This window comes from Streptomyces sp. DI166 (assembly GCF_900091315.1).
Classification (GTDB): Bacteria; Actinomycetota; Actinomycetes; order Streptomycetales; family Streptomycetaceae; genus Streptomyces; species Streptomyces fuscus.
Map to the genome: position 1 here is coordinate 80,773 of NZ_FLSP01000004.1, position 23,151 is coordinate 103,923.

The following is a 23,151-nucleotide window of genomic DNA, read 5'->3' on the forward strand; positions in this document are numbered from 1 at the left end:
ATGGCACGGATTGCGGTGATCGGCGCCGGGATGGGCGCGATGGCGGCCGCTGCCCGGCTGGCCGTCGCGGGCCACCGGGTGGCGGTGTACGAGCGGACGGAGACCTACGGCGGGGCGGTGCGCCGTCTGGCGCGGGACGGCTTCCGCTTCGACACCGGTCCCGGGCTGCTGACCCTGCCCGCCGTGTGGCGCGATCTGTTCCTGAAGACCGGCAAGGAGCCTCTGGAGGACCGCGTCGAGCTGGTCCAGGTCGACCCCTCCTCGCGGCACGTCTTCGCGGACGGCACCGAGGTGGCGCTGCCGAACGCCTCCCGCGCGGGGGTGGTCGCCGCCCTCGACGAGGCGCTCGGCGCGGGCGCGGGCGGACGCTGGGGCGATGTGCTGGTCCGTGCCCGGGAGGCCTGGGACCGCGGCCGCAGACCTCTCCTGGAGGAGCCGCTGTGGCCCAACTGGGACGTGCTGGCCTCCCGCGAGCCGTACCCGGCGGTGCCGCACAAGCGCCTGTTGCGCACCCGCCGCGCCACCACCCTCGCCGAGGTCGGTGCCTGGGAGCTGCGCGACCCCCGCCTCACCGCGCTGCTGGAGAGCCACGCCCTCGCGCACGGCCTGGACCCGGCGGCGGCCCCGGCCTACGCGGCGGTGCTGCCGTACATGGAGCACGCCTTCGGCACCTGGTACGTCCGCGGCGGCATCCGGGAGCTGGCCCGCGCGGTGCACGAGCGGTGTCTGGCCCGCAAGGTCGAGTTCCACTTCGGCGCCGAGGTGACCGGGGTGCTGGAGAAGGACGGCCGGGCCGCGGGACTTGAGCTGGCGGACGGCACCGTGGTGGAGGCCGACCTGGTGGTGGGCTGCGGGCCGTGGCGGCTGCGCGGGCTGGTGCCGGGCCGGGAACTGTACGGCGCCGAGGACGTCCGGCCCCGCCCCGAGGCGCCCGCCCGGGGCCGGGTGGTGGTCTGCCTGGCGCTGCGCGGGGCGCGGGCAGCGGGTGCCGCGCACCGGACGGTGGTGCACACCCCGGACCGGCAGAGCGAGCTGGACGCCCTGCGCCGGGGCGAACCGGCCGCGCTGCCGACGGTACGCGTGGACCGCCCGGACGATCCGGCGCTGCGGCCCGACGAGGAGCACGAGTCGGTGGTGCTGACCGCGACGGCACCGCCGCAGGGGACCTACGACTGGACGGCTCCCGGCGCCGCCGACGCCTTCGCGGACCGCATGGTGGAGGCCGCCGAGCGGGCGGTACCGGACCTTCGCGCGCGGACGCTGTGGCGCGAGGTGCGCACCCCCGTGCACACCCGCGCGGAGACCGGCGCCGAGGGCGGCGGGGTGCCCGCGCCCGCGCTGGCCGCGGCCGAGGGGGCGTACCTGCTCCCGGCCAACAGCACACGCGTGCCGGGGCTGTTCACGGTCGGCGGCTGGTCGCACCCCGGGGGCGGACTCCCGCACGCGGGCATGTCGGGGGCGCTGGTGGCCGGGCTGATCGTGGAGGGGCCGGACTTCCGGGGGTCGCAGTGAGCGCCGGGCGGGTCGCGCCGGGGACCCGAAGATCGCTCAGAAGCGGTACTGCTCGTCGTACCCGCCGCCCTGACCCTGCTGGCCGCCCTGGTACGGGTACTGCTGCTCCGGCGGGAGTTCACCGCCGTAGGAGTCGTCGCTGCGCTGCTGCGGGACCCACACCCCGCCGGCCGGGGTCGACTCGCCGGTGTAGGTGCCGGTGACGTACTGGTCCTGCGCGTAGCCCTGGCCGTACTGCTGGCCGTAGCCGTTGGTGTCGTAGGAGCCGCCGCCGTAGGTCTGGGTGCCGATGTACGGGTCCGAGTAGGCGGCGTACTGCTGCTGGCCGGTGGTGTCGTAGCCGTACTGCTGCTGGTCGTACCCGGTGTAGCCGTCGTAGCCGTAGCCCTGGTCCGTGCCCTGGGAGGCGGTCGCGTACTGGTCCTGGGGCTGGGCCGCGGCGTAGGAGTCGGTGCCGTAGACGCCGTAGGAGCCGGTGTCGTCGGGCAGCGGCTGCGGCTCGTAGACGGCGGTGGTCTCGGCGGCCGGGGACTGTGCCGGGCGGGAGGGCGTGAAGACGTCGTCGTGGTCGTAGGCGTCGTCGTCGCCGTAGCCCGCGCTGTCGCCGCGGTACCCGGGCTCGTCGCCGTACCGGCCCTCGCCCGCTTCGAGGTCGGAGACCTCCAGCGTGGGCTCCTGGCGGCCGAACCTGTCACGGTCGCGCTTGGAGCCGCCGAGCCCGGGGGCGTTCACCGCCCAGCCGGCCGCGAAGCCACGGCGGAAGGAGAGGGTGACGTAGGTCTGGCCGACCGCGAAGGTGGAGGCGCCGAGGCCGATGACGACCACGGACCGCGTCAGTACGCCGAGCACCACGATGAGGAAGCCGACGAAGGCGATCAGCCGCCAGCGCAGGCGCGCCTTGTACTGCAGCAGCACCTCGCCCAGCAGCCACAGCGCGACGATGCCGAACGCGATGTAGAGGACCGTCCAGCCCATGTACGCCCCTCTCCCAGTGGCCGTTACGCATAGTGTCGTACAGCGGTACGGCCGGTCTAGACCCGCGGGGGATGATGCAGGCCCAGGTTCTCGTAGATCTCCAGTGTCGCCGTGGAGTTGTTGAGCGTGATGAAGTGCAGACCCGGCACTCCCTCGGCCAGCAGCCGTGCGCAGAACTCCGTGGCGAATTCGATTCCAATGGAGCGTACAGCGGCCGGATCGTCTTTCGCTGTGAGGATCCGCTCTTTCAGGGCCGCCGGGAAGGCGGCGTTGGTGAGGGACGGGATCCGCTCCAGTGTCCGCACGCTGGCGATCGGCATGATCTCCGGGATGATCGGGGTGGCGCAGCCGGCCGCGTCGACCCGGTCGCGCAGCCGCAGGTAGTCCTCCGGCTGGAAGAACATCTGCGTGATCGCGTAGTCGGCGCCCGCGCGGCACTTGTCGACGAAGTGACGGACGTCCGACTCCCACTCCGCGGAGCGCGGGTGCATCGCCGGGAAGGCGGCGACGCCCACGCAGAAGTCACCGGAGTTCTTGATCAGCTCGACCAGTTCGGCGGCGTAGGTCAGGCCCCGCGGGTGCGGGACCCACTCACCCATCGGGTCGCCGGGCGGGTCGCCGCGCAGCGCGAGCATGTTGCGGATACCGGCGTCCGCATACTGACCGATGATGTTCCGCAGATCGGCCACCGAGTGGTCGACGGCGGTCAGGTGGGCGATCGGGGTGAGCGTGGTGTCGGAGGCGATGGCCTCGGTCGCCTTGACGGTGCCGGCCCGGGTGGTGCCGCCCGCGCCGTAGGTCACGGAGACGAAGTCGGGGGCCACGGCCTCGACCCTGCGCAGCGCGTTCCACAGGTTGCGCTCACCCTTGGGGGTCTTGGGCGCGTAGAACTCGAACGAGTACGTCGTCTTGCCGGTCGCGAGCATCTCGCGCACGGTACGAGCGTGGTCCGACCTGGTGGATGCGGTGCCTAGGGCCATACCCGCAGGTTAGCCAGGGGTTGCGGGTCCCCCAACCGGATCCCGGATATTTGCCCGATTTGCCGGTTTCTTGTCCAGTCCGTGGACAAAACGCGGACAACAGCGGCCACCCCGCCCCTCGGCTACGCCTCCCGGAGCCGCTTCACGAACTCCGCCGCCGCGGCGCCCGGGTCGTCCGCCTGCGTGATCGCCCGGACCACGACCACCCGGCGGGCGCCCGCCGCGAGCACCTCGTCAAGGTTGCCGAGGTCGATGCCGCCGATGGCGAACCAGGGGCGGTCGGTGCCCAGGGCGGCGGTGTGCCGGACCAGGCCGAGGCCCGGGGCGTGGCGGCCCGGCTTGGTCGGGGTGGGCCAGCAGGGGCCGGTGCAGAAGTAGTCCACGCCCTCCTGGACGGCGGCGGCCTCCGCCTCCGACTCGGCGTGGGTGGAGCGGCCGACGAGGACGTCGTCGCCGAGGATCGCCCGCGCGGCCGGGACCGGCAGGTCGCCCTGGCCGAGGTGGAGCACGGCGGCGCCCGCGGCGTGCGCGACGTCCGCGCGGTCGTTGACCGCGAGCAGCTTGCCGTGCCGGGCGCAGGCGTCCGCGAAGACCTCCAGGTGCTCCAGCTCCTCGGCGGCCTCCATGCCCTTGTCGCGCAGCTGCACGATGTCGACCCCGCCCGCGAGGGCCGCGTCGAGGAACTCGGCGAGGTCGCCCTGGCGCTTGCGGGCGTCCGTGCACAGGTAGAGCCGGGCGTCGGCGAGGCGTTCGCGTGCGGTGACGGACATACGTGTTCCCCCGTGATCGGTGGCGCACGGGCCGCGGACGCGCCGGGGCCCGTGCACCGGGACTGCTTCGGATCAGGCTCGGATCAGACGGCGAGCGCCTGGGCGCGGCGCTTCACCTCTGTGCCGCGATTCTCGCTCAGCGCCTGAGCCGGGGTGCCGGGCAGGCTGTCGTCGGGGGTGAAGAGCCACTCCAGCATCTCTTCGTCGGTGAAGCCGTCGTCCCGCAGCAGGGTCAGGGTCCCGGACAGGCCCTTGACCACCTTGTCCCCGTCGATGAAGGCGGCGGGGACGTGCAGCGCGCGGTTCTCACCGCGGCGTACGGCGATGAGCTGGCCCTCCTTGACCAGCTGCCGCACACGTGTCACCTCGACGCCGAGCATCTCGGCGATGTCGGGGAGGGTGAGCCAGGCGGGGACGAGAGCATCGATCTTTGCGTCAATCTCGGTCACACGACAAGCCTGCCATCCCGCACTGACATCAGGAAGCCGGCCCACTCCGGCCCGCGCCGGGACAGCCGGGGCGGGCTACACCGACACCGCCGGGCGGACCTACGCCGTGGCCGCCTTCAGCGGTCTCGCCGGGTCCGCCAGCAGCTCCGGGTCCATGTGGACGCCCGCCTCGATCAGGCGGCGGCCCTGCGCCAGATCGCGGGGGCGGCCCACCGCCAGGAGGGCGACGAGGCGGCCCTCGCGGAGCCAGCACACCGTCCAGGCGGGACCGGCCGGGTCACCGCGCCACACCGTGCGGTCGGCCGAGGCGTGGTGGCCGGCGTACTGGACGAAGCGGCCGAACTGCTCGGACCAGAAGTACGGCACCGGGTCGTAGACCACCGGCCCCTCGCCCACGATGTCGGCGGCGACCGTGCGCGGGCCCTGGAGGGCGTTGTCCCAGTGGTGGACGAGCAGGCGCTCGCCGTAGCGGCCGGACGGGAAGGAGGCGCAGTCGCCGACCGCGTACACGTCCGGGGCCGAGGTGCGCAGCCGCTCGTCGGCGACCACCTCGCCATGGGCGCCCAGCTCGATCCCGGAGCCCGCGAGCCAGCCGGTGGCCGGGCGGGCCCCGATGCCGACCACGACGGCGCCCGCGGGCAGGCGAGTGCCGTCGTCCAGGACGACCACGCCCGGCTCGACGCGGTCCACGCGCGCGTGGGTGCGCAGTTCGGCCCCGCTGTCGGCGTACCAGGCGGCCATCGGCGCGGCGACCTCGGCGGGCAGCGCGCCCGCGAGCGGCCGGTCCGCGGCCTCCACGACGGTCACCGCGCAGCCCGCCTCCCGGGCCGCGGTGGCGAACTCGGCGCCGATCCAGCCCGCTCCGACGACCACGATGTCGTGCTGCCGGGCCAGCACCGGCCGCAGCCGCTCGGCGTCGTCCAGCGTGCGCAGCAGATGCACCCCGGGGACGCCCTCGGCGCCCGGCAGCCGGATCGGTTCGGCACCGGTGGCGACGACGAGCACGTCGTACGGGACGGGCCCCGCCTCGGTGTCCAGCTCGTGGTCGGCCGGGCGCACCCCCAGCACCTCGCGGCCCAGGACGAGCTCGATGCCGAGCCCCTCGAAGTCCACGTCGAAGGCGGAGTCCTCGGCCTTGCCGAGCAGGACCGCCTTGGACAGCGGGGGCCGGTCGTAGGGCTGGTGCGGCTCGGCGCCGATCAGCGTGATGGTGCCGGTGAAGCCCTGCTCCCGCAGGGCGACCGCGGTCTGCACCCCGGCCATGCCCGCGCCGGCCACCACCACCCGCCGCTGCGACGTCGTCGTCTGCTCGCTCACCTGATCACCATAGACAACTGACAAATTGTCAGTCAGCCGTCGTGCCGCGTGACCTGCTCCACAACGCTGGTCCCGCTGCCCTCCTGGGACTCCCACTCCCAGCTCTCCTCCAGCCGCACCCGCCCGTCGGGCAGCTCCACGACCGTCGACACACAGTGCCCGGAGGAGGTGGTGCCGTCCTGCTTGAGCTGCACGTACCGGAAGTCCAGCCGGTCCCCCTCCCGGGTGCCGACCAGATACCCGCGCACGACGTCGCCGCCCGCGTAGTCGGCCCAGATCCGGCCGTCCTCCTCGTGGTAGGCGAAGCGGGTACGGGTGCCCACCTGGCCGGGTGCCTGATCGGCGACCGGGGCGAGGACGAGACCGTCGAGCGAGCGGGCCATGGTGACGAGGCTCCCTACAAAAGGCACGGAACGAGCGGCTAGGGTGGCCAACGTACAAGCACTCGCGGGAGCCCGGACGCACCGGGCTGAGAGGGAGGCTGGCGGCCTCCGACCGTACGAACCTGATCCGGGTCATGCCGGCGAAGGGAGGGGCTGGACGCCCATGTCGCCTACGCGTTCCTCAGACGTCCTCGTCCTCGGGGGCGGAATCATCGGCCTGGTCACCGCGTGGCGGGCCGCACAGCGCGGGTTCGCCACCGCCGTGGTGGACCCCGAACCGGGCGGCGGCGCCGCCCAGGTGGCGGCCGGCATGCTCGCCGCCGTCACCGAACTGCACTACGGCGAGCAGACCCTGCTCGGCCTCAACCTCGCCTCGGCCCGTCGCTATCCGGGCTTCGCGGCCGAGCTGACCGAGGTGACCGGGCTGGACGTCGGCTACCGCCAGTGCGGCACGCTCGCCGTCGCGCTGGACGCCGACGACCGGGCCCACCTGCGTGAACTGCACGCCCTGCAACGGGAGTCGGGCCTGGACTCGGAGTGGCTGTCCGGCCGGGACTGCCGCCGTCTGGAGCCGATGCTGGCGCCGGGTGTGCGCGGCGGGCTCCGGGTGGACGGCGACCACCAGATCGACCCGCGCCGTCTGGCGAAGGCCCTGGTGACCGCCTGCGAACGGGCGGGCGTGGTCTTCCACCGGGTGTGGGCGACCGGACTGGCCGTCGCCCACGGCCGGGCCGCGGGCTGCGTGACCGAGGACGGAACCCTGCTCCCCGCGGGCCAGGTGGTGCTCGCCACCGGCAGCCTCAGCGGACAGCTCAACGGCGTCCCCAGGGACGTCCTGCCCCCGGTACGGCCCGTCAAGGGCCAGGTGCTGCGGCTGTCCGTGCCGCGCCGCCACGCTCCCTTCCTCAGCCGCACCGTGCGCGCCATGGTCCGCGGCAGCCAGGTCTACCTGGTGCCCCGGGAGGACGGCGAACTGGTCGTCGGCGCCACCAGCGAGGAGCAGGGCTGGGACACCACGGTGACCGCGGGCGGCGTCTACGAGCTGCTGCGCGACGCCCACGAGTTGGTGCCCGGCATCACCGAACTGCCGCTCACCGAGACCCGTGCGGGCCTGCGCCCCGGCTCCCCCGACAACGCCCCGCTGCTCGGCCCCACCGAACTCGACGGACTGCTGCTGGCCACCGGCCACTACCGCAACGGCGTGCTGCTCACCCCGGTCACCGGCGACGCCCTCGCGCACGCCCTGGCCACCGGTGAACTCACCGAGGAGGCCCGCCCGTTCAGCCCCAAGCGGTTCGCACTCACGGAGCAGCCCGTATGAACATCTCGGTCAACGGCGAGCCGCGCCGCATCGAGCCGGGCACGGCTCTCGACGCGCTCGTGAAGTCCCTCACCGCGGCCCCCTCCGGCGTGGCCGCAGCCCTCAACGAAACCGTCGTCCCGCGCGCGCAGTGGCCCGTCACCCCCCTCTCCGAGGGTGACCGTGTCGAGGTCCTGACCGCCGTCCAAGGAGGCTGACCCATGGCCGACGATCCCTTCGTCCTCGCCGGAACCACCCTGTCCTCCCGGCTGATCATGGGCACCGGCGGCGCGCCGAGCCTGGACGTGCTGGAGCGGGCGCTGGCGGCCTCCGGCACCGAGCTGACCACGGTCGCCATGCGCCGCGTGGACCCCTCCGTGCACGGCTCGGTCCTGTCGGTGTTGGAAAAGCTCGGCATCCGCGTCCTGCCCAACACGGCGGGCTGCTTCACCGCCGGAGAGGCCGTCCTCACCGCCCGCCTGGCCCGCGAGGCCCTCGGCACCGACCTGATCAAGCTGGAGGTCATCGCCGACGAACGGACCCTGCTGCCCGACCCGGTCGAGCTGCTGGACGCCGCCGAGACCCTCGTCGACGACGGCTTCACCGTGCTGCCGTACACCAACGACGACCCGGTCCTCGCCCGCAAGCTGGAGGACGTCGGCTGCGCGGCGATCATGCCGCTGGGCTCCCCCATCGGCTCCGGGCTCGGCATCCGCAACCCGCACAACTTCCAGCTGATCGTCGAGCAGGCGGGCGTGCCGGTGATCCTGGACGCGGGCGCCGGCACCGCCTCGGACGTGACGCTCGCCATGGAACTGGGGTGCGCGGGTGTGATGCTCGCCTCGGCCGTGACCCGCGCCAAGGAGCCGGTGCTGATGGCCGACGCGATGCGGCACGCGGTCGAGGCGGGCCGCCTCGCCCACCGCGCGGGCCGTATCCCCAAGCGCCACTTCGCCCAGGCGTCCTCACCCGTGGACGGCAGGGCGGTCCTCGACCCGGAGCGCCCCGCGTTCTGACAACGGTGGGTTGCGTCACAGGTCGGCTTCAGTACCGCCCCTGTTCCCGACGGGACGGCAGTCCTGTCAGCCACGGCTCGTACACTCGCCTGCGTGGATACGACCCTTCAGGACCCGCTGGTCGGGCAGGTGCTCGACGGACGTTATCGCGTCGAGGCGCGGATCGCCGTCGGGGGGATGGCCACGGTCTACCGCGCCGTGGACACCCGGCTCGACCGCGTGCTCGCGCTGAAGGTGATGCACCCCGGCCTCGCGGCCGACGGCACTTTCGTGGACCGGTTCATCCGCGAGGCCAAGTCGGTCGCCCGGCTCGCGCACCCCAACGTCGTGCAGGTCTTCGACCAGGGCACCGACGGGTCGTACGTCTACCTCGCCATGGAGTACATCGCCGGCTGCACCCTGCGCGACGTCCTGCGCGAGCGCGGCGCGCTCCAGCCGCGGGCCGCCCTGGACATCCTGGAGCCGGTCCTGGCCGCGCTGGGCGCCGCGCACCGGGCCGGGTTCGTGCACCGGGACATGAAGCCGGAGAACGTCCTCATAGGGGACGACGGCCGGGTCAAGGTCGCCGACTTCGGTCTGGTCCGCTCGGTGGACTCCGTCACCAACACCACCGGCGCCGTCCTCGGCACCGTCTCCTACCTCGCCCCCGAGCAGATCGACCAGCCGGGCGCCGCCGACGCGCGCGTGGACGTGTACGCGTGCGGTGTCGTGCTCTACGAGATGCTCACCGGCGAGAAGCCGCACGACGGGGACTCCCCCGCGATCGTGCTCTACAAGCATCTGCACGAGGACGTCCCGCCGCCCTCCGCCGTCGTCCCGGGCCTGCCCTACGCGCTGGACGCGCTGGTCGCCTCAGCCACCGCCCGCACCCCCGACGTCCGCCCGTACGACGCCGTCGCCCTGCTCGCCGAGGCCCGCGAGGCCCGCGCCGCGCTCAGCGAGGAGCAGCTCGACGCGCTGCCGCCGCAGGCGCTGTCCGCCGAGCACGACAACGCCGAGGACCGCACCAGCGTCATCCCGCGTTCGCTGACCGTGCCGCGCCCGCTGCCGGTCAACGAGCCCGAGGACCCGGCCCTCGCCAACCGGACCAGCCGCTTCGAGCTCCCGCCGCCGCCACCGACGCCGTCCCGGCCGCGCCGCGGACTCGCCCGCGGCCCGCTCGCCGCGGTCGTCGGGGTCCTGCTGCTGCTCGGTGTCGGCGTGGGCGTCTGGTACATCAACTCCGGCCAGTTCACCCGGGTCCCGGCGCTGCTGAGCCAGCCCGAGGCCAAGGCGAAGGAGCGGCTGGCGGACGCCGGTCTGGAGGTCGGCGAGGTCGAACGCGCCTTCAGCGACACGATCAAGCGGGGCCGGGTCATCAGCACCGACCCCGAGGTAGGCAGCCGTATCCGGCAGAACTCCTCGGTGAACCTGGTCGTCTCCAAGGGCCCGCAGGTAGTGAAGGTCCCCGACGTGGCGGGCTACAGCCTGGACAAGGCGCGCGAGCGGCTCAAGGCCGAGGGCCTGGAACCGGGCATGGTGACACGGGAGTTCGACGACACCGTCCCCCGGGGCTTCGTCGTCTCCACGACCCCGCAGGCCGGTACCGAGCGCCGCTCGGGCTCCGCCGTCGCCCTGGTCGTCAGCAAGGGCAGGCCCGTCGACGTGCCCGACGTCACCGGCGAGAACCTGGAGGACGCCAAGGAGGAGCTGGAGGAGGCCGGTCTGAAGGTGAAGGTCGCCGACGAGCCGGTGACCTCCGCCGAGTTCGACAAGGGCGAGGTCGCCGCGCAGACCCCGGAGCCCGGCAGCCAGGCCGTCTCCGGCGACACGGTCACGCTGACCCTGTCCAAGGGACCGGAGATGGTCGAGGTCCCGGACGTGGTCGGGGAGAAGGTCGACGACGCCAAGGCCGAGCTGGAGGCCGCGGGCTTCCAGGTCGACGAGGACCGCGGACTGCTGGGCCTGTTCGGCGACACCGTGGAGAGCCAGTCCGTCGAGGGCGGCGAGACCGCGCCCAAGGGCTCGACGATCACCATCAAGATCAGGTGACGGGACACGCACGACCGATGAACCGCAACCCCGTCGGCGGCCATGTCCCCGTGGCCGGCGGACTCCACCGCGTCGGCCTGGCCTACGCCCGTGAGCTGGAGGCGGAGACCGTGCAGGTCTTCGTCGCCAACCCGCGCGGCTGGGCCACCCCGGCGGGCAACCCGCGCCAGGACGAGGAGTTCCGCGCGGCCTGCGCCGAGGAGTCGATACCGGCGTACGTGCATGCCCCGTACCTGATCAACTTCGGCTCGCACACGGAGGCCACCGTGGAGCGGTCGGTGGAGTCGATGCGGCACTCGCTGCGGCGGGGCAGGGAGATCGGCGCGCTCGGCGTGGTCGTGCACACGGGCAGCGCGACCGGCGGCCGGGACCGCGCGGTGGCGCTGAAGCAGGTACGCGAGCACATGCTGCCGCTGCTGGACGAGCTGACCCACGACGACGACCCGTTCCTGCTGCTGGAGTCCACCGCCGGACAGGGCTCCTCGCTCTGCTCGCGGACCTGGGACTTCGGCCCGTACTTCGAGGCCCTGGACGCCCACCCCAAGCTGGGCGTCTGTCTGGACACCTGCCACATCTTCGCCGCCGGGCACGACCTGACCGGCCCGCACGGTATGCACCAGACCCTGGACCTGCTGGTGGAGACGGTCGGCGAGGGCCGCCTGAAGCTCATCCACGCCAACGACTCCAAGGACGTGGTCGGCGCCCACAAGGACCGGCACGCCAATATCGGTGCCGGTCACATCGGCGAGGACCCGTTCCGGGCACTGATGACCCACCCGGCCACCGCGGGCGTACCGCTGCTCATCGAGACGCCCGGCGGCAAGGAGGGGCACGCGGCGGACGTGGCGCGGCTGAAGGAACTCAGGGACGCATAACGCCCCGCGCTCCTACAGCTCCGGGCCCTCCCCCGGTTCCTCCTGGTAGGAGTAGCGCTGTTCCTTCCAGGGGTCGCCGACGTTGTGGTAGCCCCGCTCCTCCCAGAAGCCGCGGCGGTCGGCGGTCATGTACTCCACGCCGCGGACCCACTTGGGGCCCTTCCAGGCGTACAGGTGCGGCACCACGAGGCGGAGCGGGAAGCCGTGCTCGGCGGTGAGCAGCTCACCGTCCTTGTGGGTGGCGAAGATGGTGCCCTCGGCGGTGAAGTCCGACAGCCGCAGATTGGAGCTGAAGCCGTACTCGGCCCACACCATCACATGGGTGACGGCCGGGTCGGGCGGCGCGATCTCCAGGATGGTCCGGGCGGGGATCCCGCCCCACTCGGCGCCCACCATGCTGAACTTCGTCACGCAGTGCAGATCGGACACCACGGTGGTGTACGGAAGCGCCGTGAACTCCTCGTGGTTCCAGCAGTGCTTCTCGCCGTCGGCGGTGGCCCCGAAGACCCTGAATTCCCAGCGCTCGGGACGGAACTTGGGCACCGGCCCGTAGTGGGTGACCGGCCAGCCGCGCTGCAGGCGCTGCCCCGGCGGGAGCTCCGGCTGTACCGCCCCTCCAGATTCGCTCTCCACCGGCTGACCCATGTCTCCATCCTGACAGACCTGAGGCAGTGCCCTTGACCACGAAAGCCCAAAGCGGTCGAAGCGGTCAAATAACGGTAAGCATGCCCTTACTTACTAAGCCCAGACTTACTGGACGATCTTCAGTGCCGGTGCAAGGATGCGGCGCAACCTGCCAGTTCCCCCCGTTCTTCTGGAAGGAGCCTCTGCGATGCAGGGCGACCCCGAGGTCATCGAGTTCCTGAACGAGCAGCTCACCGGCGAGCTGACGGCGATCAACCAGTACTGGCTGCACTACCGGATCCAGGACAACAAGGGCTGGACCAAGCTCGCCAAGTACACGCGTGAAGAATCCATCGACGAGATGAAGCACGCGGACAAGATCACCGAGCGCATTCTGATGCTGGACGGCCTGCCGAACTACCAGCGGCTGTTCCACGTCCGGGTCGGGCAGACCGTCACGGAGATGTTCCAGGCCGACCGGCAGGTGGAGGTGGAGGCGATCGACCGCCTCAAGCGCGGGATCGAGGTGATGCGCACCAAGGGCGACATCACGTCCGCGAACCTCTTCGAGTCGATCCTGGAGGACGAGGAGCACCACATCGACTACCTGGACACCCAGCTGGAGCTGATCGACAAGCTCGGCGAGGCGCTCTACATCGCCCAGCAGATCGAACAGCCGAGCTGATTCATTAAGGGATGCGTCAGGCCGCGTCGGCCAGGTTCGTCAGGACCGGCTTGCCCTGGTCGGCCAGCTCACGGCGGGGGCACGCGCCCCGGCCCAGCAGGGCCTGGATCCGGCGTACGCACGACCCGCAGTCCGTGCCCGCCTTGCAGGCGGAGGCTATCTGGCGGGGGGTGCAGGCACCGTCCTCCGCGTGCTGCTTGACCTGCTGCTCGGTGACTCCGAAGCAACTGCAGACGTACACGCGGTTCACCTCCCCGGCGGGATCGATGTGCCATCCCCTTGATCGGTGAGGCTAACCTAACCTTACCCGGCTCACCGGAACCACAAAAGTGCTGAGGGGCGCGGATCGCATGTGATCCGCGCCCCAAGCAGGTGGCTGTAATAACCGAACCGGCTACTGGTCCCTGTACATCTCCGCGACCAGGAACGCCAGGTCAAGCGACTGGCTGCGGTTCAGCCGCGGGTCGCAGGCCGTCTCGTAGCGCTGGTGCAGATCGTCGACGAAGATCTCGTCGCCGCCGCCCACGCACTCGGTGACATCGTCACCGGTGAGCTCGACGTGGATGCCGCCCGGGTGCGTGCCGAGCGACTTGTGCACCTCGAAGAAGCCCTTGACCTCGTCGAGCACGTCGTCGAAACGGCGCGTCTTGTGGCCGGAGGCCGCCTCAAAGGTGTTGCCGTGCATCGGGTCGGTCACCCAGGCCACGGTGGCACCGGAGGCGGTGACCTTCTCCACCAGCTCGGGAAGCTTGTCCCGGATCTTGTCGGCGCCCATCCGGACGATGAAGGTCAGCCGGCCCGGCTCGCGCTCCGGGTCCAGACGCTCGATGTACTGCAGCGCCTCCTCGGCCGTCGTCGTCGGGCCGAGCTTGATGCCGATCGGGTTGCGGATCTTCGAGGCGAACTCGATGTGCGCGTGGTCCAGCTGCCGGGTGCGCTCACCGATCCACACCATGTGCGCCGAGACGTCGTACAGCTGCCCGGTACGGGAGTCGACCCTGGTCAGGGCGGACTCGTAGTCCAGCAGCAGCGCCTCGTGCGAGGAGTAGAACTCGACCGTCTTGAACTCCTCCGGGTCGGCCCCGCAGGCGTGCATGAAGTTGAGCGCGTTGTCGATCTCCCGGGCGAGCTGCTCGTAGCGCTGGCCGGACGGGGACGACTTCACGAAGTCCTGGTTCCAGGCGTGCACCTGGCGCAGGTCGGCGTAGCCGCCGGTGGTGAAGGCGCGCACCAGGTTGAGCGTGGAGGCGGAGGCGTTGTACATCCGCTTCAGCCGCTCGGGGTCCGGGACGCGGGCCTCCTCGGTGAAGTCGAAGCCGTTGACGGAGTCACCGCGGTAGGTCGGCAGCGTCACGCCGTCACGGGTCTCGGTCGGCTTGGAGCGCGGCTTGGAGTACTGGCCGGCGATCCGCCCCACCTTCACGACGGGGACGGAGGCGGCGTACGTGAGCACGGCGCCCATCTGCAACAAGGTCTTCAATTTGTTGCGGATCTGGTCCGCGGACACCGCGTCGAACGCCTCGGCGCAGTCGCCGCCCTGGAGGAGGAACGCCTCTCCCTTGGCGACGGCCGCCATGCGGGCGCGCAGCTGGTCGCACTCGCCCGCGAAGACGAGCGGCGGATACGACTCAAGGTCCGCGATCACTGCGCGCAGAGCCTCGGGGTCGGGGTACTCGGGCTGCTGCGCCGCGGGCAGGTTTCGCCAGGTGTTGCCAGCGCTCGCGCTGGTCTTAGCGTTCACGGTCACGCCCTCAACATTACGGGGTCGTGTCGGGCGTCCAGCCCCATGCCCAGCAATTGAGACACGGGGTACATCACGTGGACATCGGGTAAGGTGCCCCACATGTTCGCGCACTCGACCCAGAACTGGTGGTGGACCGCTCATCCGGCGGCCCACTGACTGCGCGTACGCAAGACTTCGCGAAGGCCGCCCGAGGGGCGGCCTTCGGTGTTTCCCGGGGTCCGTTCCTCTCCAGCCCACCTCACGGACCAGGAGTACGGACCCCATGAATCTGCTCGGCCTGCTCGACGACCCCCGACCGTTCGCCCTGCTGCGCCGCCGCACGCCCGGGCACGACGAGAACACCGTGGAGGTGTTCCTCGGCCCGGTCTCCACCCGTGACCGGCTCGCCGACCTGCCCGACGAGGGGCTCGCCCTCGTCCCGTTCCGGCAGATCCGCGAGCGCGGCTTCGACGTCCGCGACGACGGCACCCCGCTGACCGTGCTGGTCCCCGAGGAGTCGTACGCCCTGCCGCTCGCCGACGCGCTCGACCAGCTCCCGGCGCACGAGGTGCGCGTCGAGGGCGGGGGCTTCGACGTCGGGGACGAGGAGTACGCGCGGATCGTCGGGCGGGTGCTGGACGAGGAGATCGGGCGGGGCGAGGGCGCGAACTTCGTCATCCGGCGGACCTACGAGGGGCAGATCCCCGGGTTCGGGCGCGCCGACGCGCTCGCGCTGTTCCGGCGGCTGCTCGAAGGGGAGCGGGGCGCGTACTGGACGTTCGTCGTGCACACCGGGGAGCGGACCCTGGTCGGGGCGAGCCCCGAGGTGCATGTGCGGATGTCCGGCGGCACCGTCGTGATGAACCCGATCAGCGGGACGTACCGCTATCCCGCCGAGGGCCCGACCCCGGAGCATCTGCTGGACTTCCTCGCCGACGGCAAGGAGATCGAGGAGCTGTCGATGGTCGTCGACGAGGAGCTGAAGATGATGTGCACCGTCGGCGACATGGGCGGGGTCGTCGTCGGCCCCCGGCTGAAGGAGATGGCGCACCTCGCGCACACCGAGTACGAGCTGCGCGGGAAGTCCTCGCTGGACGCGCGGGAGGTGCTGCGCGAGACGATGTTCGCGGCCACCGTGACCGGGTCGCCGGTGCAGAACGCCTGCCGGGTGATCGAGCGGCACGAGGTGGGCGGGCGCGGCTACTACGCCGGCGCCCTGGCCCTGCTCGGCCGGGACACCGGCGGCGCCCAGACGCTGGACTCCCCCATCCTCATCCGCACCGCCGACATCGACGCGGACGGCGGGCTTCGCGTCCCGGTCGGCGCGACCCTCGTGCGGGGCTCGGACCCGGGGAGCGAGGTCGCCGAGACCCACGCGAAGGCGGCGGGGGTGCTGGCGGCGCTGGGTGTCACCGCGGGCCGGCCGCGCGAGGAGGCCGTACGTCCGGGGCTGGCCGACGAGCCGCGGGTGCGGGCCGCGCTCGACGGGCGCCGGGCCTCGCTGGCCCCGTTCTGGCTGCGGATGCAGGAGCGGTCCGCCGAGCTGACCGGGCATGCCCTGGTCGTGGACGGCGAGGACACCTTCACCGCGATGCTGGCGCACGTACTGCGGTCGGCCGGGCTTGAGGTGACGGTACGGCGCTACGACGAGCCGGGGCTGCGGGAGGCGGTACGGGCGCACGAGGGTCCGGTCGTGCTCGGTCCCGGACCCGGGGACCCGTCCGACACGGCCGATCCCAAGATGCGGTTCCTGCGCGCGCTGACGGCGGAGGTGATCCGGGGGCACCGGCACGGGGTGCTCGGGGTGTGCCTGGGGCACGAGCTGATCGCGGTCGAGCTGGGTCTGGAGATCGTCCGCAAGGAGGTGCCCTACCAGGGCGCCCAGACGACGGTCGATCTGTTCGGGCGCCCGGAGACGGTGGGCTTCTACAACAGCTTCACGGCCCGCTGCGACGACGAGGCGGCCGAGGAGCTGGCCGCGCACGGCGTCGAGGTGAGCCGGAGCGCCTCGGGCGAGGTGCACGCGGTGCGCGGGCCCGGCTTCGCCGGGGTGCAGTTCCACCCCGAGTCGGTGCTGACGCTGAACGGTGCCGAGATCGTCCGGAAGCTGGTGGGTCAGGTGCGCGGCACCAGTACGTTCGCCGAGCGGCGGCCCTCCGTGTAGTCGAGGACGTTCTCCACCGTGGTCGCCACGATCTGGCCGACGGCGTCCTCGGTGTAGTACGCCTGGTGGGAGGTGACCAGGACGTTCGGGAAGGTCATCAGGCGGGCCAGGGTGTCGTCCTCGATCGCCTCCAGGGACTTGTCGAGGAAGAACAGGCCCGCCTCCGCCTCGTACACGTCGAGGCCGACGCCGGTGAAGCGGCCGGCGCGCAGTTCGGTGACGAGGGCCGCGGTGTCGATCAGGCCGCCGCGGCTGGAGTTCACCAGGATCGCGTCGTCACGCATCGTCTTCAGCGCGGCGGCGTCGATCAGGTTCTGGGTCGAGGGCAGCAGCGGGACGTGCAGGGAGATCAGGTCGGACTCGGCGAGGAGGCGTTCCTTGGGGACGTAGGTCATGCCGAGTTCCTTGCAGGCCGGGTTCTCGGCGACGTCCCAGCCGAGCAGTTTCATGCCGAAGCCGTGGGCGATACGGGCGAAGGCCTCGCCGATCTTGCCGGTGCCGATGACGCCGGCGGTGCGGCCGTGCAGGTCGCGGCCCATCAGTCCGTCGAGCCGGAAGTCGAAGTCCCGGGTGCGGATGGAGGCGCGCACGATACGGCGGTTGACGGCCATGGCGAGGGTCCAGGCGAACTCGGCGACCGAGTACGGGGAGTAGTACGAGACCCGGGCGACCGTCATGCCGAGCCGTTCGGCGACGTCGAGGTCGATGTTGTTGAAGCCGGTGGAGCGCTGGGCGACCATCCGGGTGCCGCCCGCCGCGAGGATCTCCAGGACCCGGGCGCCGAGGTCGGCGTTGACGCTGGTGGAGATGATCTCGTGGCCGGCCGCGATGGGGGCGGTGTCCTCGTTGAGGAAGACATCCAGGCAGCGGACGTCGTGGTGGCCGGCGAAGGCCCGCTCGATCAGGGGCTTCTCGTCCGCCTGGACACCGAAGGCAAGGATCTCCAAGGCTGCTCCCGCTGCTGGTGGGTTATGGGCCGAATATACGGCCCATAACCCTGAGGTGCGGGGTGGTGCCGGTCAGCCGAAGAAGACGCCGACCTCCTCGTACAGCGCAGGGTCCACCGTCTTCAGCTTCGCCGTCGCCTCGCCGATCGGGACGCGGACGATGTCCGTGCCGCGCAGGGCGACCATCTTGCCGAAGTCGCCGTCGCGGACCGCCTCGATGGCGTGCAGTCCGAAGCGGGTGGCGAGCCAGCGGTCGAAGGCGCTGGGGGTGCCGCCGCGCTGGACATGGCCGAGAACGGTGGTCCGGGCCTCCTTGCCGGTGCGCTTCTCGATCTCCTTGGCCAGCCACTCGCCGACGCCCGACAGCCGCACATGGCCGAAGGAGTCCAGCGACTCGTCCTTGAGCACCATGTCGCCGTCCCTGGGCATGGCGCCCTCGGCGACGACCACGATGGGCGCGTAGGACGCCTTGAAGCGGGAGGTGACCCACCCGCAGACCTTCTCCAGGTCGAAGCGCTGTTCGGGGATGAGGATGACGTTGGCGCCGCCCGCGAGGCCGGAGTGGAGTGCGATCCAGCCGGCGTGACGGCCCATCACCTCGACCACGAGGACCCGCATGTGGGACTCGGCGGTGGTGTGCAGCCGGTCGATGGCCTCCGTCGCGATGCCGACGGCGGTGTCGAAGCCGAAGGTGTAGTCGGTGGCGGACAGGTCGTTGTCGATGGTCTTGGGCACGCCCACGCAGGGCACGCCGTACTCGTCCGACAGCCGCGCGGCCACCCCGAGGGTGTCCTCGCCGCCGATGGTGATGAGCGCGTCGACCTCCTGCTTGGCGAGGTTGTCCTTGATCCTGCGGATGCCGTTGTCGTGCTTGAGCGGGTTGGTGCGCGAGGAGCCCAGGATGGTGCCGCCGCGGGGCAGGATGCCGCGCACCGCGGGGATGTCGAGCCGTACGGTGTCGCCGTCGAGCGGACCGCGCCAGCCGTCCCGGAATCCGGTGAATTCGTAGCCGTACTCCTGTACGCCCTTGCGGACGACGGCCCGGATGACGGCGTTGAGCCCGGGGCAGTCGCCGCCTCCGGTGAGTACTCCGACCCGCATGGAAATGTCCCTTCGCCGCGGTTGCTGGTGAGGCAACGCTAGTAGTGATCCAGGTCACACAGCGAGGGTCGGGTTCGGGCAATTCCGGTGAATCGCCGGGCGGTTGGTTTACGCGTCGTCAAGCCCGCGTTCTATGGCGTACCGCACGAGTTCGACGCGGTTGTGCAGTTGGAGCTTGCCGAGGGTGTTCTGGACGTGGTTCTGCACGGTGCGGTGGGAGATGACGAGGCGTTCGGCGATCTGCTTGTAGCTCAGGCCCTTGGCGACCAGCCGCAGTACCTCGGTCTCCCGCTCGGTGAGCTGGGGGGCGCCCGGCTGGTCGGAGTCCCGGTCGGCGGGCGCGGGTTCGGCGGCCAGGCGGCGGTACTCGCCGAGGACGAGACCGGCGAGGCCGGGGGTGAACACCGGGTCGCAGACGGCGGTGCGGCGCACCGCGTCCAGCAGTTCCTCGGTGGAGGCCGACTTCAGCAGGTAGCCGGTGGCGCCGGACTTGACGGCCTCCAGGACGTCGGCGTGCTCGCCGCTGGCGGAGAGCACCAGGACGCGCAGGGCGGGGTTGTGGGCGACGAGTTCCTTGCAGACCTGGACGCCGGGTTTGGCGGGCAGGTTGAGGTCGAGGACGAGCACGTCGGGGCCCGCGGCCTTGGCACGGCGCACGGCCTGTTCGCCGTCGCCCGCGGTGGCGACCACCTCGAACCCGGACTCGGACAGGTCGCGGGCCACGGCGTCGCGCCACATGGGGTGGTCGTCGACCACCATGACCTTGATCGGGCCGGTCTGCTGCTCGCTCATCGCGTCCCCCGGGACATCTGCTTCGGTACTTTCAGTTCGACTTCCGTGCCCTGGCCGGGCACCGAGATCAGCTCGGCGCTGCCCCCGATGTCGCGCAGCCGGCCCCGGATCGACAGGGCGACCCCGAGCCGCCCCTCGCTCTCGGCCTGCGCGAGGCGCCCCTCGGGGATGCCGGGGCCGTCGTCCCGGACGGTGACGACGACCTCGTCGGGCTCGTCCTCGACCAGGATCCAGGCGCGGGCCTGTTCGCCCGCGTGCTCCCGCACATTGTCCAGGGCGGCGCCGACGGCAGCGGCCAGCTCGCGGGCCGCGGCGGGGGGCAGTTCCACCGGCGCGCCGGGTTCGGCGAGGCTGACGCGGGAGCCCGCGTAGCGGGAGAGCAGTCCGCGCAGGTCGAGCGGCCGGTCGTCGTCGGGTTCCTCCTCGACGGCCCGGACCAGGGCGCCTTCGGAGGCGTCGGTGGAGACCCGGGAGACGGGGGTGAGGCCGCCGGAGACCAGGGTGCGCAGGGCGACCTCCTGCTCGCCGGCCAACCGGCCCAGTTCGGCGGCCTCCCCGCCGATGACCGCGCCGCGCCGCTGCACCATGGCGAGCACCTGGAGCACGCTGTCGTGGATGTCCCGGGCGAGGCGCTCGCGTTCGCGGGTGGCGGCCTCGATCTCCAGGGCGCGGGCGAGGGTGCGCTCGGAGGCGCGGGCGACCTCGACGACGTAGCCGATGGCGATGGAGGCGACCCAGACGAGGATCACGGCGTGGACGGTGTCGCGGGTCGGGGAGCCGCGGTACGCCAGGTTGGCGGCGGCGACCAGGGTGGAGGCGAAGGCGGCCCAGCGCCAGCCGCCCTTGATGGCGAAGGCCAGGACGGAACCGGCGGTCCATATCGACGGCAGGGTGGGGGCGCCGGAGTCGATGTGGGCGGCGGAGTCGGCGAACCGGGTGAGCAGGATCCCGAAGAGCGCGAGGGCCAGGTCGGCGGCGAGGAAGCGCTTGGTGCAGGCGGCGGCGCCCGCGACCTTGGGGAGGGTGGCGAACGTCCACACCGCGAGTACGGCGAAGTAGGCGATGGCCGCCCAGGGGCGGGCGAACTGGTCGTAGGCGCTGATGAACAGGCCTATCGCGTACAGGAGGGTGAGGACGCGGTAGCCGCGCAGCGCGCGCCACAGCGGCTGCTCCACGGACATCCTCAGAACGCGTTCGCGCTTGGCCAACTCCCCCACCCCCGAACCGACGACGCCGTCGTCAGGACCCGGACTTCTCTTTGTCCGCCTGGTCCTGGTCGGCCTTGGCGAGTGCGGCTCTGGCCGCCTTCTCGGCTTCCTTCTCGGCCTTGGCGGCCTCCGCGATCTGCCGCTTGGCGGCGGTCGCGTACATGTCGACGTACTCCTGGCCGGAGAGCTGCATGATCTCGTACATGACCTCGTCGGTCAGCGCGCGCAGGACGAAGCGGTCGTGCTCCATGCCCTGGTAGCGGCTGAAGTCGAGGGGCTTGCCGATCCGGATGCCCGGGCGCATCAGCTTGGGCACGACCTTGCCGGGCGGCTGGATCTTCTCGGTGTCGATCATGGCGACCGGGATGACCGGGGCGCCGGTGGCGAGCGCCACGCGCGCGAGGCCGCCGGGCTTGCCGCGGTACAGGCGGCCGTCGGGCGAGCGGGTGCCCTCGGGGTAGATGCCGAACAGCTCACCGCGTTCGAGGACCTCTATGCCGCTCTTGATGGCGGCCTCGCCCGCGCCGCGCGCCCCGGAGCGGTCCACCGGGAGCTGGCCGACCCCCTTGAAGAACGCGGCGGTCAGCCGTCCCTTGACGCCCGGGGTGGTGAAGTACTCCGCCTTCGCGATGAAGGTGACCTTGCGGTCGAGGACCGCGGGCAGGAAGAACGAGTCGGAGAACGACAGGTGGTTGCTCGCCAGGATGGCGGCACCCTCGGCGGGAATGTTCTCCAGGCCCTCCACCCAGGGCCTGAAGGCGACCTTCAGCGGTCCCCCGATGGCCACCTTCATCGTGCCGTACAACAACCGAGTGCCTCCTGTGTCTGTCGGTCAGACCTTAACCCGGAGCGGCGGCAAAGACTCCGACGACCCTGGTCGGTGTCAGTGCGGTCGCGTACGGTGAAGTACCTGCAACCGACCTCATGAACAGGAGACCGAAGGTGCCGGTCCTTCCTGGAGCCGAGCCGTACCGCCATGAGGGCGGGGAGATCTCCGTCCTCCTCTGCCACGGCTTCACCGGTTCCCCGCAGTCGCTGCGCCCCTGGGCGGAGTATCTCGCCGAGCGCGGTCTGACCGTGTCGCTGCCGCTGCTGCCCGGGCACGGCACCCGCTGGGAGGACCTCCAGCTCACCGGCTGGCAGGACTGGTACGCGGAGGTGGACCGCGAGCTGCGGCGGCTGCGGGAGCGGCCCGGGCCGCTGTTCGTGGCCGGCCTGTCGATGGGCGGCGCGCTGGCGCTCAGGCTGGCGGCCAAGCACGGGGACGCCATCGACGGCGTGGTCGTCGTCAACCCGGCGAACAAGGTGCACGGCCTGGCCGCGCACGCCCTTCCGGTGGCCCGGCACCTGGTGCGCTCGACGAAGGGCATCACCAGCGACATCGCCAAGGGGGGCAGCGAGGAACTGGGCTACACCCGGGTGCCGCTGCACGCGGCGCACTCGCTGCGGAACTTCTTCCGGCAGGTCGACCGCGAGCTGCCGCAGGTCACGCAGCCGCTGCTGCTTCTGCACAGCGCGCAGGACCATGTGGTGCCGCCCGCCGACTCGGCGCGGGTGCTCAGCCGGGTGTCGTCGGGAGACGTGACGGAGATCGTGCTGGAACACAGCTACCACGTGGCGACGTTGGACCATGACGCGGAGCGGATCTTCGCGGAGAGCCATGCGTTCATGAGCCGGCTCGCCCAAGGTCTCGGCAAGGAAGGGACGGCTGTAGGTGGCTGAGCACGACTCCGACCGCGGGGAGCGCGAGCCGGACGACCAGGGCGCCCGTTTCGACGAGGACGCGGCCTGGGCCGCCATCGTGGCCGGGTACGGCGAGGAGCCGCCGGACCCGCCGGGCGCCAAGCCGTTCAAGTCGGTGGAGGACCTGGCCCTGCTGGAGGCCGAGACCAACGAACCCGAGGAGGCGGAGCCGGAGGAGAAGCGCCCCGCGGCCCCGCTCGGCGGCTCGGTCACCTTCGCCCCCGGGGTCGGCCCGCGCGACTACTCCCCGCCGGAACCGGCCGAGCACGACATGGCCGAGGACGACGACGAGGAGGGTCACTTCGTCCCGCCGGAGCCCCCGCCGCTGCCGGAGGCGGACACCACCACGAAGTTCGCCTGGCTGGCGGTGCTGGGCGGACCGATACTGCTCCTGCTCGCCGTGCTGCTGGGCTGGGAGATGACCTGGTGGCTGACCACGGTCGGCATCGGCGGCTTCCTGGGCGGCTTCGCCACGCTGGTGATGCGGATGCGCCCGGGCGACGAGGACGACGACGACCCGGGGCGCGGGGCGGTCGTCTGATCCCGCGTCCCACCG

25 protein-coding genes and 1 riboswitch are annotated in these 23,151 nt (G+C 71.7%); of the genes, 11 read left to right on the forward strand and 14 right to left on the reverse strand.

The window, feature by feature from the left end:
* Nucleotides 1-1,512 carry a phytoene desaturase family protein gene (locus GA0115233_RS03400; protein WP_176711628.1) on the forward strand — a complete coding sequence of 504 codons (1,512 nt, stop codon included), beginning with the start codon at nt 1-3 and terminating at the stop codon, nt 1,510-1,512.
* Between the two features lie 36 nt (nt 1,513-1,548).
* Here GA0115233_RS03400 and GA0115233_RS03405 read toward each other — a convergent pair whose 3' ends face one another.
* The 6 genes from GA0115233_RS03405 to GA0115233_RS03430 form a co-directional block, all read right to left on the reverse strand.
* Entirely contained in the window at nt 1,549-2,487 is a 939-nt protein-coding gene (locus tag GA0115233_RS03405; RefSeq protein WP_093718542.1) for an SCO2102 family sporulation regulator, read from the reverse strand.
* A 56-nt stretch (nt 2,488-2,543) separates the two neighbouring features.
* Nucleotides 2,544-3,467 carry a methylenetetrahydrofolate reductase [NAD(P)H] gene (gene metF / locus GA0115233_RS03410; protein ID WP_093718543.1) on the reverse strand — a complete coding sequence of 308 codons (924 nt, stop codon included), beginning with the start codon at nt 3,465-3,467 and terminating at the stop codon, nt 2,544-2,546.
* Nucleotides 3,468-3,589: 122 nt separating this feature from the next.
* Complete coding sequence (gene thiE, locus GA0115233_RS03415) at nt 3,590-4,237, reverse strand: thiamine phosphate synthase (protein ID WP_093718544.1); 648 nt, start codon at nt 4,235-4,237, stop codon at nt 3,590-3,592.
* Between the two features lie 83 nt (nt 4,238-4,320).
* A complete protein-coding gene (locus tag GA0115233_RS03420; RefSeq protein ID WP_086171562.1) occupies nt 4,321-4,686 on the reverse strand; it encodes an Rv2175c family DNA-binding protein in 366 nt (121 codons plus the stop codon).
* A 99-nt stretch (nt 4,687-4,785) separates the two neighbouring features.
* On the reverse strand, nt 4,786-6,003 hold the full coding sequence (locus tag GA0115233_RS03425; RefSeq protein ID WP_176711629.1) for an NAD(P)/FAD-dependent oxidoreductase: 1,218 nt from the start codon (nt 6,001-6,003) through the stop codon (nt 4,786-4,788).
* A 32-nt stretch (nt 6,004-6,035) separates the two neighbouring features.
* The gene (locus GA0115233_RS03430; protein WP_093718546.1) at nt 6,036-6,386 is read right to left on the reverse strand and encodes a hypothetical protein; all 351 of its coding nucleotides are present in this window, start codon (nt 6,384-6,386) and stop codon (nt 6,036-6,038) included.
* Between the two features lie 54 nt (nt 6,387-6,440).
* A riboswitch (TPP riboswitch) is annotated at nt 6,441-6,552 on the forward strand.
* Between GA0115233_RS03430 and thiO the strand changes: the two genes are divergently transcribed.
* From thiO to GA0115233_RS03455, 5 genes are all read left to right on the forward strand, one after another.
* Nucleotides 6,550-7,707: a glycine oxidase ThiO gene (gene thiO, locus GA0115233_RS03435; protein WP_093718547.1), complete on the forward strand. Its 1,158-nt coding sequence runs from the start codon at nt 6,550-6,552 to the stop codon at nt 7,705-7,707. It overlaps the preceding riboswitch by 3 nt.
* Complete coding sequence (thiS, locus tag GA0115233_RS03440; RefSeq protein WP_093718548.1) at nt 7,704-7,904, forward strand: sulfur carrier protein ThiS; 201 nt, start codon at nt 7,704-7,706, stop codon at nt 7,902-7,904. Before thiO ends, thiS begins: the two co-directional genes overlap by 4 nt.
* A gap of 3 nt (nt 7,905-7,907) precedes the next feature.
* On the forward strand, nt 7,908-8,702 hold the full coding sequence (locus tag GA0115233_RS03445; protein ID WP_093718549.1) for a thiazole synthase: 795 nt from the start codon (nt 7,908-7,910) through the stop codon (nt 8,700-8,702).
* Between the two features lie 93 nt (nt 8,703-8,795).
* Nucleotides 8,796-10,733 (forward strand): Stk1 family PASTA domain-containing Ser/Thr kinase, encoded by a 1,938-nt coding sequence (gene pknB / locus GA0115233_RS03450; protein WP_176711630.1) that lies wholly within the window; start codon nt 8,796-8,798, stop codon nt 10,731-10,733.
* A gap of 17 nt (nt 10,734-10,750) precedes the next feature.
* Nucleotides 10,751-11,608 carry a deoxyribonuclease IV gene (locus tag GA0115233_RS03455; protein WP_093718551.1) on the forward strand — a complete coding sequence of 286 codons (858 nt, stop codon included), beginning with the start codon at nt 10,751-10,753 and terminating at the stop codon, nt 11,606-11,608.
* A 12-nt stretch (nt 11,609-11,620) separates the two neighbouring features.
* On the opposite strand, the gene GA0115233_RS03460 is transcribed toward GA0115233_RS03455, so the two are convergent.
* Nucleotides 11,621-12,253 carry a sulfite oxidase-like oxidoreductase gene (locus GA0115233_RS03460; RefSeq protein WP_093718552.1) on the reverse strand — a complete coding sequence of 211 codons (633 nt, stop codon included), beginning with the start codon at nt 12,251-12,253 and terminating at the stop codon, nt 11,621-11,623.
* Nucleotides 12,254-12,440: 187 nt separating this feature from the next.
* Here GA0115233_RS03460 and bfr point away from each other — a divergent pair, with 187 nt between their 5' ends.
* Nucleotides 12,441-12,917 (forward strand): bacterioferritin, encoded by a 477-nt coding sequence (gene bfr, locus GA0115233_RS03465; protein ID WP_093718553.1) that lies wholly within the window; start codon nt 12,441-12,443, stop codon nt 12,915-12,917.
* 16 nt (nt 12,918-12,933) lie between these two features.
* Here the strand turns inward: bfr and GA0115233_RS03470 are convergent, their stop codons facing one another.
* A complete protein-coding gene (locus tag GA0115233_RS03470; protein WP_176711631.1) occupies nt 12,934-13,167 on the reverse strand; it encodes a (2Fe-2S)-binding protein in 234 nt (77 codons plus the stop codon).
* A gap of 144 nt (nt 13,168-13,311) precedes the next feature.
* The gene (locus tag GA0115233_RS03475; protein WP_093718555.1) at nt 13,312-14,664 is read right to left on the reverse strand and encodes a class II 3-deoxy-7-phosphoheptulonate synthase; all 1,353 of its coding nucleotides are present in this window, start codon (nt 14,662-14,664) and stop codon (nt 13,312-13,314) included.
* 96 nt (nt 14,665-14,760) lie between these two features.
* Here GA0115233_RS03475 and GA0115233_RS42300 point away from each other — a divergent pair, with 96 nt between their 5' ends.
* Both GA0115233_RS42300 and GA0115233_RS03485 read left to right on the forward strand, forming a co-directional pair.
* Nucleotides 14,761-14,817: a trp operon leader peptide gene (locus GA0115233_RS42300; protein WP_071528813.1), complete on the forward strand. Its 57-nt coding sequence runs from the start codon at nt 14,761-14,763 to the stop codon at nt 14,815-14,817.
* 106 nt (nt 14,818-14,923) lie between these two features.
* Nucleotides 14,924-16,804 carry an anthranilate synthase family protein gene (locus GA0115233_RS03485; RefSeq protein ID WP_093718556.1) on the forward strand — a complete coding sequence of 627 codons (1,881 nt, stop codon included), beginning with the start codon at nt 14,924-14,926 and terminating at the stop codon, nt 16,802-16,804.
* Here GA0115233_RS03485 and GA0115233_RS03490 read toward each other — a convergent pair.
* From GA0115233_RS03490 to GA0115233_RS03510, 5 genes are all read right to left on the reverse strand, one after another.
* Nucleotides 16,756-17,751 carry a 2-hydroxyacid dehydrogenase gene (locus GA0115233_RS03490; RefSeq protein ID WP_093718557.1) on the reverse strand — a complete coding sequence of 332 codons (996 nt, stop codon included), beginning with the start codon at nt 17,749-17,751 and terminating at the stop codon, nt 16,756-16,758. The genes GA0115233_RS03485 and GA0115233_RS03490 overlap by 49 nt on opposite strands.
* Nucleotides 17,752-17,823: 72 nt before the next feature.
* Entirely contained in the window at nt 17,824-18,852 is a 1,029-nt protein-coding gene (locus GA0115233_RS03495) for a 6-phosphofructokinase (RefSeq protein ID WP_093718558.1), read from the reverse strand.
* Nucleotides 18,853-18,960: 108 nt separating this feature from the next.
* Nucleotides 18,961-19,644, reverse strand: a complete 684-nt coding sequence (locus GA0115233_RS03500; RefSeq protein WP_093718559.1) for a response regulator — start codon at nt 19,642-19,644, stop codon at nt 18,961-18,963.
* The gene (macS, locus tag GA0115233_RS03505; protein ID WP_093718560.1) at nt 19,641-20,852 is read right to left on the reverse strand and encodes a MacS family sensor histidine kinase; all 1,212 of its coding nucleotides are present in this window, start codon (nt 20,850-20,852) and stop codon (nt 19,641-19,643) included. Before macS ends, GA0115233_RS03500 begins: the two co-directional genes overlap by 4 nt.
* Before the next feature lie 31 nt (nt 20,853-20,883).
* Complete coding sequence (locus GA0115233_RS03510) at nt 20,884-21,645, reverse strand: lysophospholipid acyltransferase family protein (protein ID WP_093718620.1); 762 nt, start codon at nt 21,643-21,645, stop codon at nt 20,884-20,886.
* 149 nt (nt 21,646-21,794) lie between these two features.
* Between GA0115233_RS03510 and GA0115233_RS03515 the strand changes: the two genes are divergently transcribed.
* Both GA0115233_RS03515 and GA0115233_RS03520 read left to right on the forward strand, forming a co-directional pair.
* Entirely contained in the window at nt 21,795-22,574 is a 780-nt protein-coding gene (locus GA0115233_RS03515; protein ID WP_093718561.1) for an alpha/beta hydrolase, read from the forward strand.
* Nucleotides 22,567-23,136 (forward strand): hypothetical protein, encoded by a 570-nt coding sequence (locus GA0115233_RS03520; protein WP_093718562.1) that lies wholly within the window; start codon nt 22,567-22,569, stop codon nt 23,134-23,136. Before GA0115233_RS03515 ends, GA0115233_RS03520 begins: the two co-directional genes overlap by 8 nt.
* Nucleotides 23,137-23,151: the final 15 nt, after the last annotated feature.

What these genes read in the sequence shown, in the direction of transcription:
- GA0115233_RS03405 (WP_093718542.1), bottom strand. Translation starts at nt 2,487, where the DNA reads ATGGGCTGGACGGTCCTCTACATCGCGTTCGGCATCGTCGCGCTGTGG.
- GA0115233_RS03510 (WP_093718620.1), bottom strand. Translation starts at nt 21,645, where the DNA reads ATGAAGGTGGCCATCGGGGGACCGCTGAAGGTCGCCTTCAGGCCCTGG.
- GA0115233_RS03460 (WP_093718552.1), bottom strand. Translation starts at nt 12,253, where the DNA reads ATGGGTCAGCCGGTGGAGAGCGAATCTGGAGGGGCGGTACAGCCGGAG.
- thiO (WP_093718547.1), top strand. Translation starts at nt 6,550, where the DNA reads ATGTCGCCTACGCGTTCCTCAGACGTCCTCGTCCTCGGGGGCGGAATC.
- thiE (WP_093718544.1), bottom strand. Translation starts at nt 4,237, where the DNA reads ATGTCCGTCACCGCACGCGAACGCCTCGCCGACGCCCGGCTCTACCTG.
- GA0115233_RS03430 (WP_093718546.1), bottom strand. Translation starts at nt 6,386, where the DNA reads ATGGCCCGCTCGCTCGACGGTCTCGTCCTCGCCCCGGTCGCCGATCAG.
- bfr (WP_093718553.1), top strand. Translation starts at nt 12,441, where the DNA reads ATGCAGGGCGACCCCGAGGTCATCGAGTTCCTGAACGAGCAGCTCACC.
- GA0115233_RS03455 (WP_093718551.1), top strand. Translation starts at nt 10,751, where the DNA reads ATGAACCGCAACCCCGTCGGCGGCCATGTCCCCGTGGCCGGCGGACTC.
- GA0115233_RS03485 (WP_093718556.1), top strand. Translation starts at nt 14,924, where the DNA reads ATGAATCTGCTCGGCCTGCTCGACGACCCCCGACCGTTCGCCCTGCTG.
- GA0115233_RS03500 (WP_093718559.1), bottom strand. Translation starts at nt 19,644, where the DNA reads ATGAGCGAGCAGCAGACCGGCCCGATCAAGGTCATGGTGGTCGACGAC.
- thiS (WP_093718548.1), top strand. Translation starts at nt 7,704, where the DNA reads ATGAACATCTCGGTCAACGGCGAGCCGCGCCGCATCGAGCCGGGCACG.
- GA0115233_RS03495 (WP_093718558.1), bottom strand. Translation starts at nt 18,852, where the DNA reads ATGCGGGTCGGAGTACTCACCGGAGGCGGCGACTGCCCCGGGCTCAAC.
- GA0115233_RS03445 (WP_093718549.1), top strand. Translation starts at nt 7,908, where the DNA reads ATGGCCGACGATCCCTTCGTCCTCGCCGGAACCACCCTGTCCTCCCGG.
- GA0115233_RS03400 (WP_176711628.1), top strand. Translation starts at nt 1, where the DNA reads ATGGCACGGATTGCGGTGATCGGCGCCGGGATGGGCGCGATGGCGGCC.
- metF (WP_093718543.1), bottom strand. Translation starts at nt 3,467, where the DNA reads ATGGCCCTAGGCACCGCATCCACCAGGTCGGACCACGCTCGTACCGTG.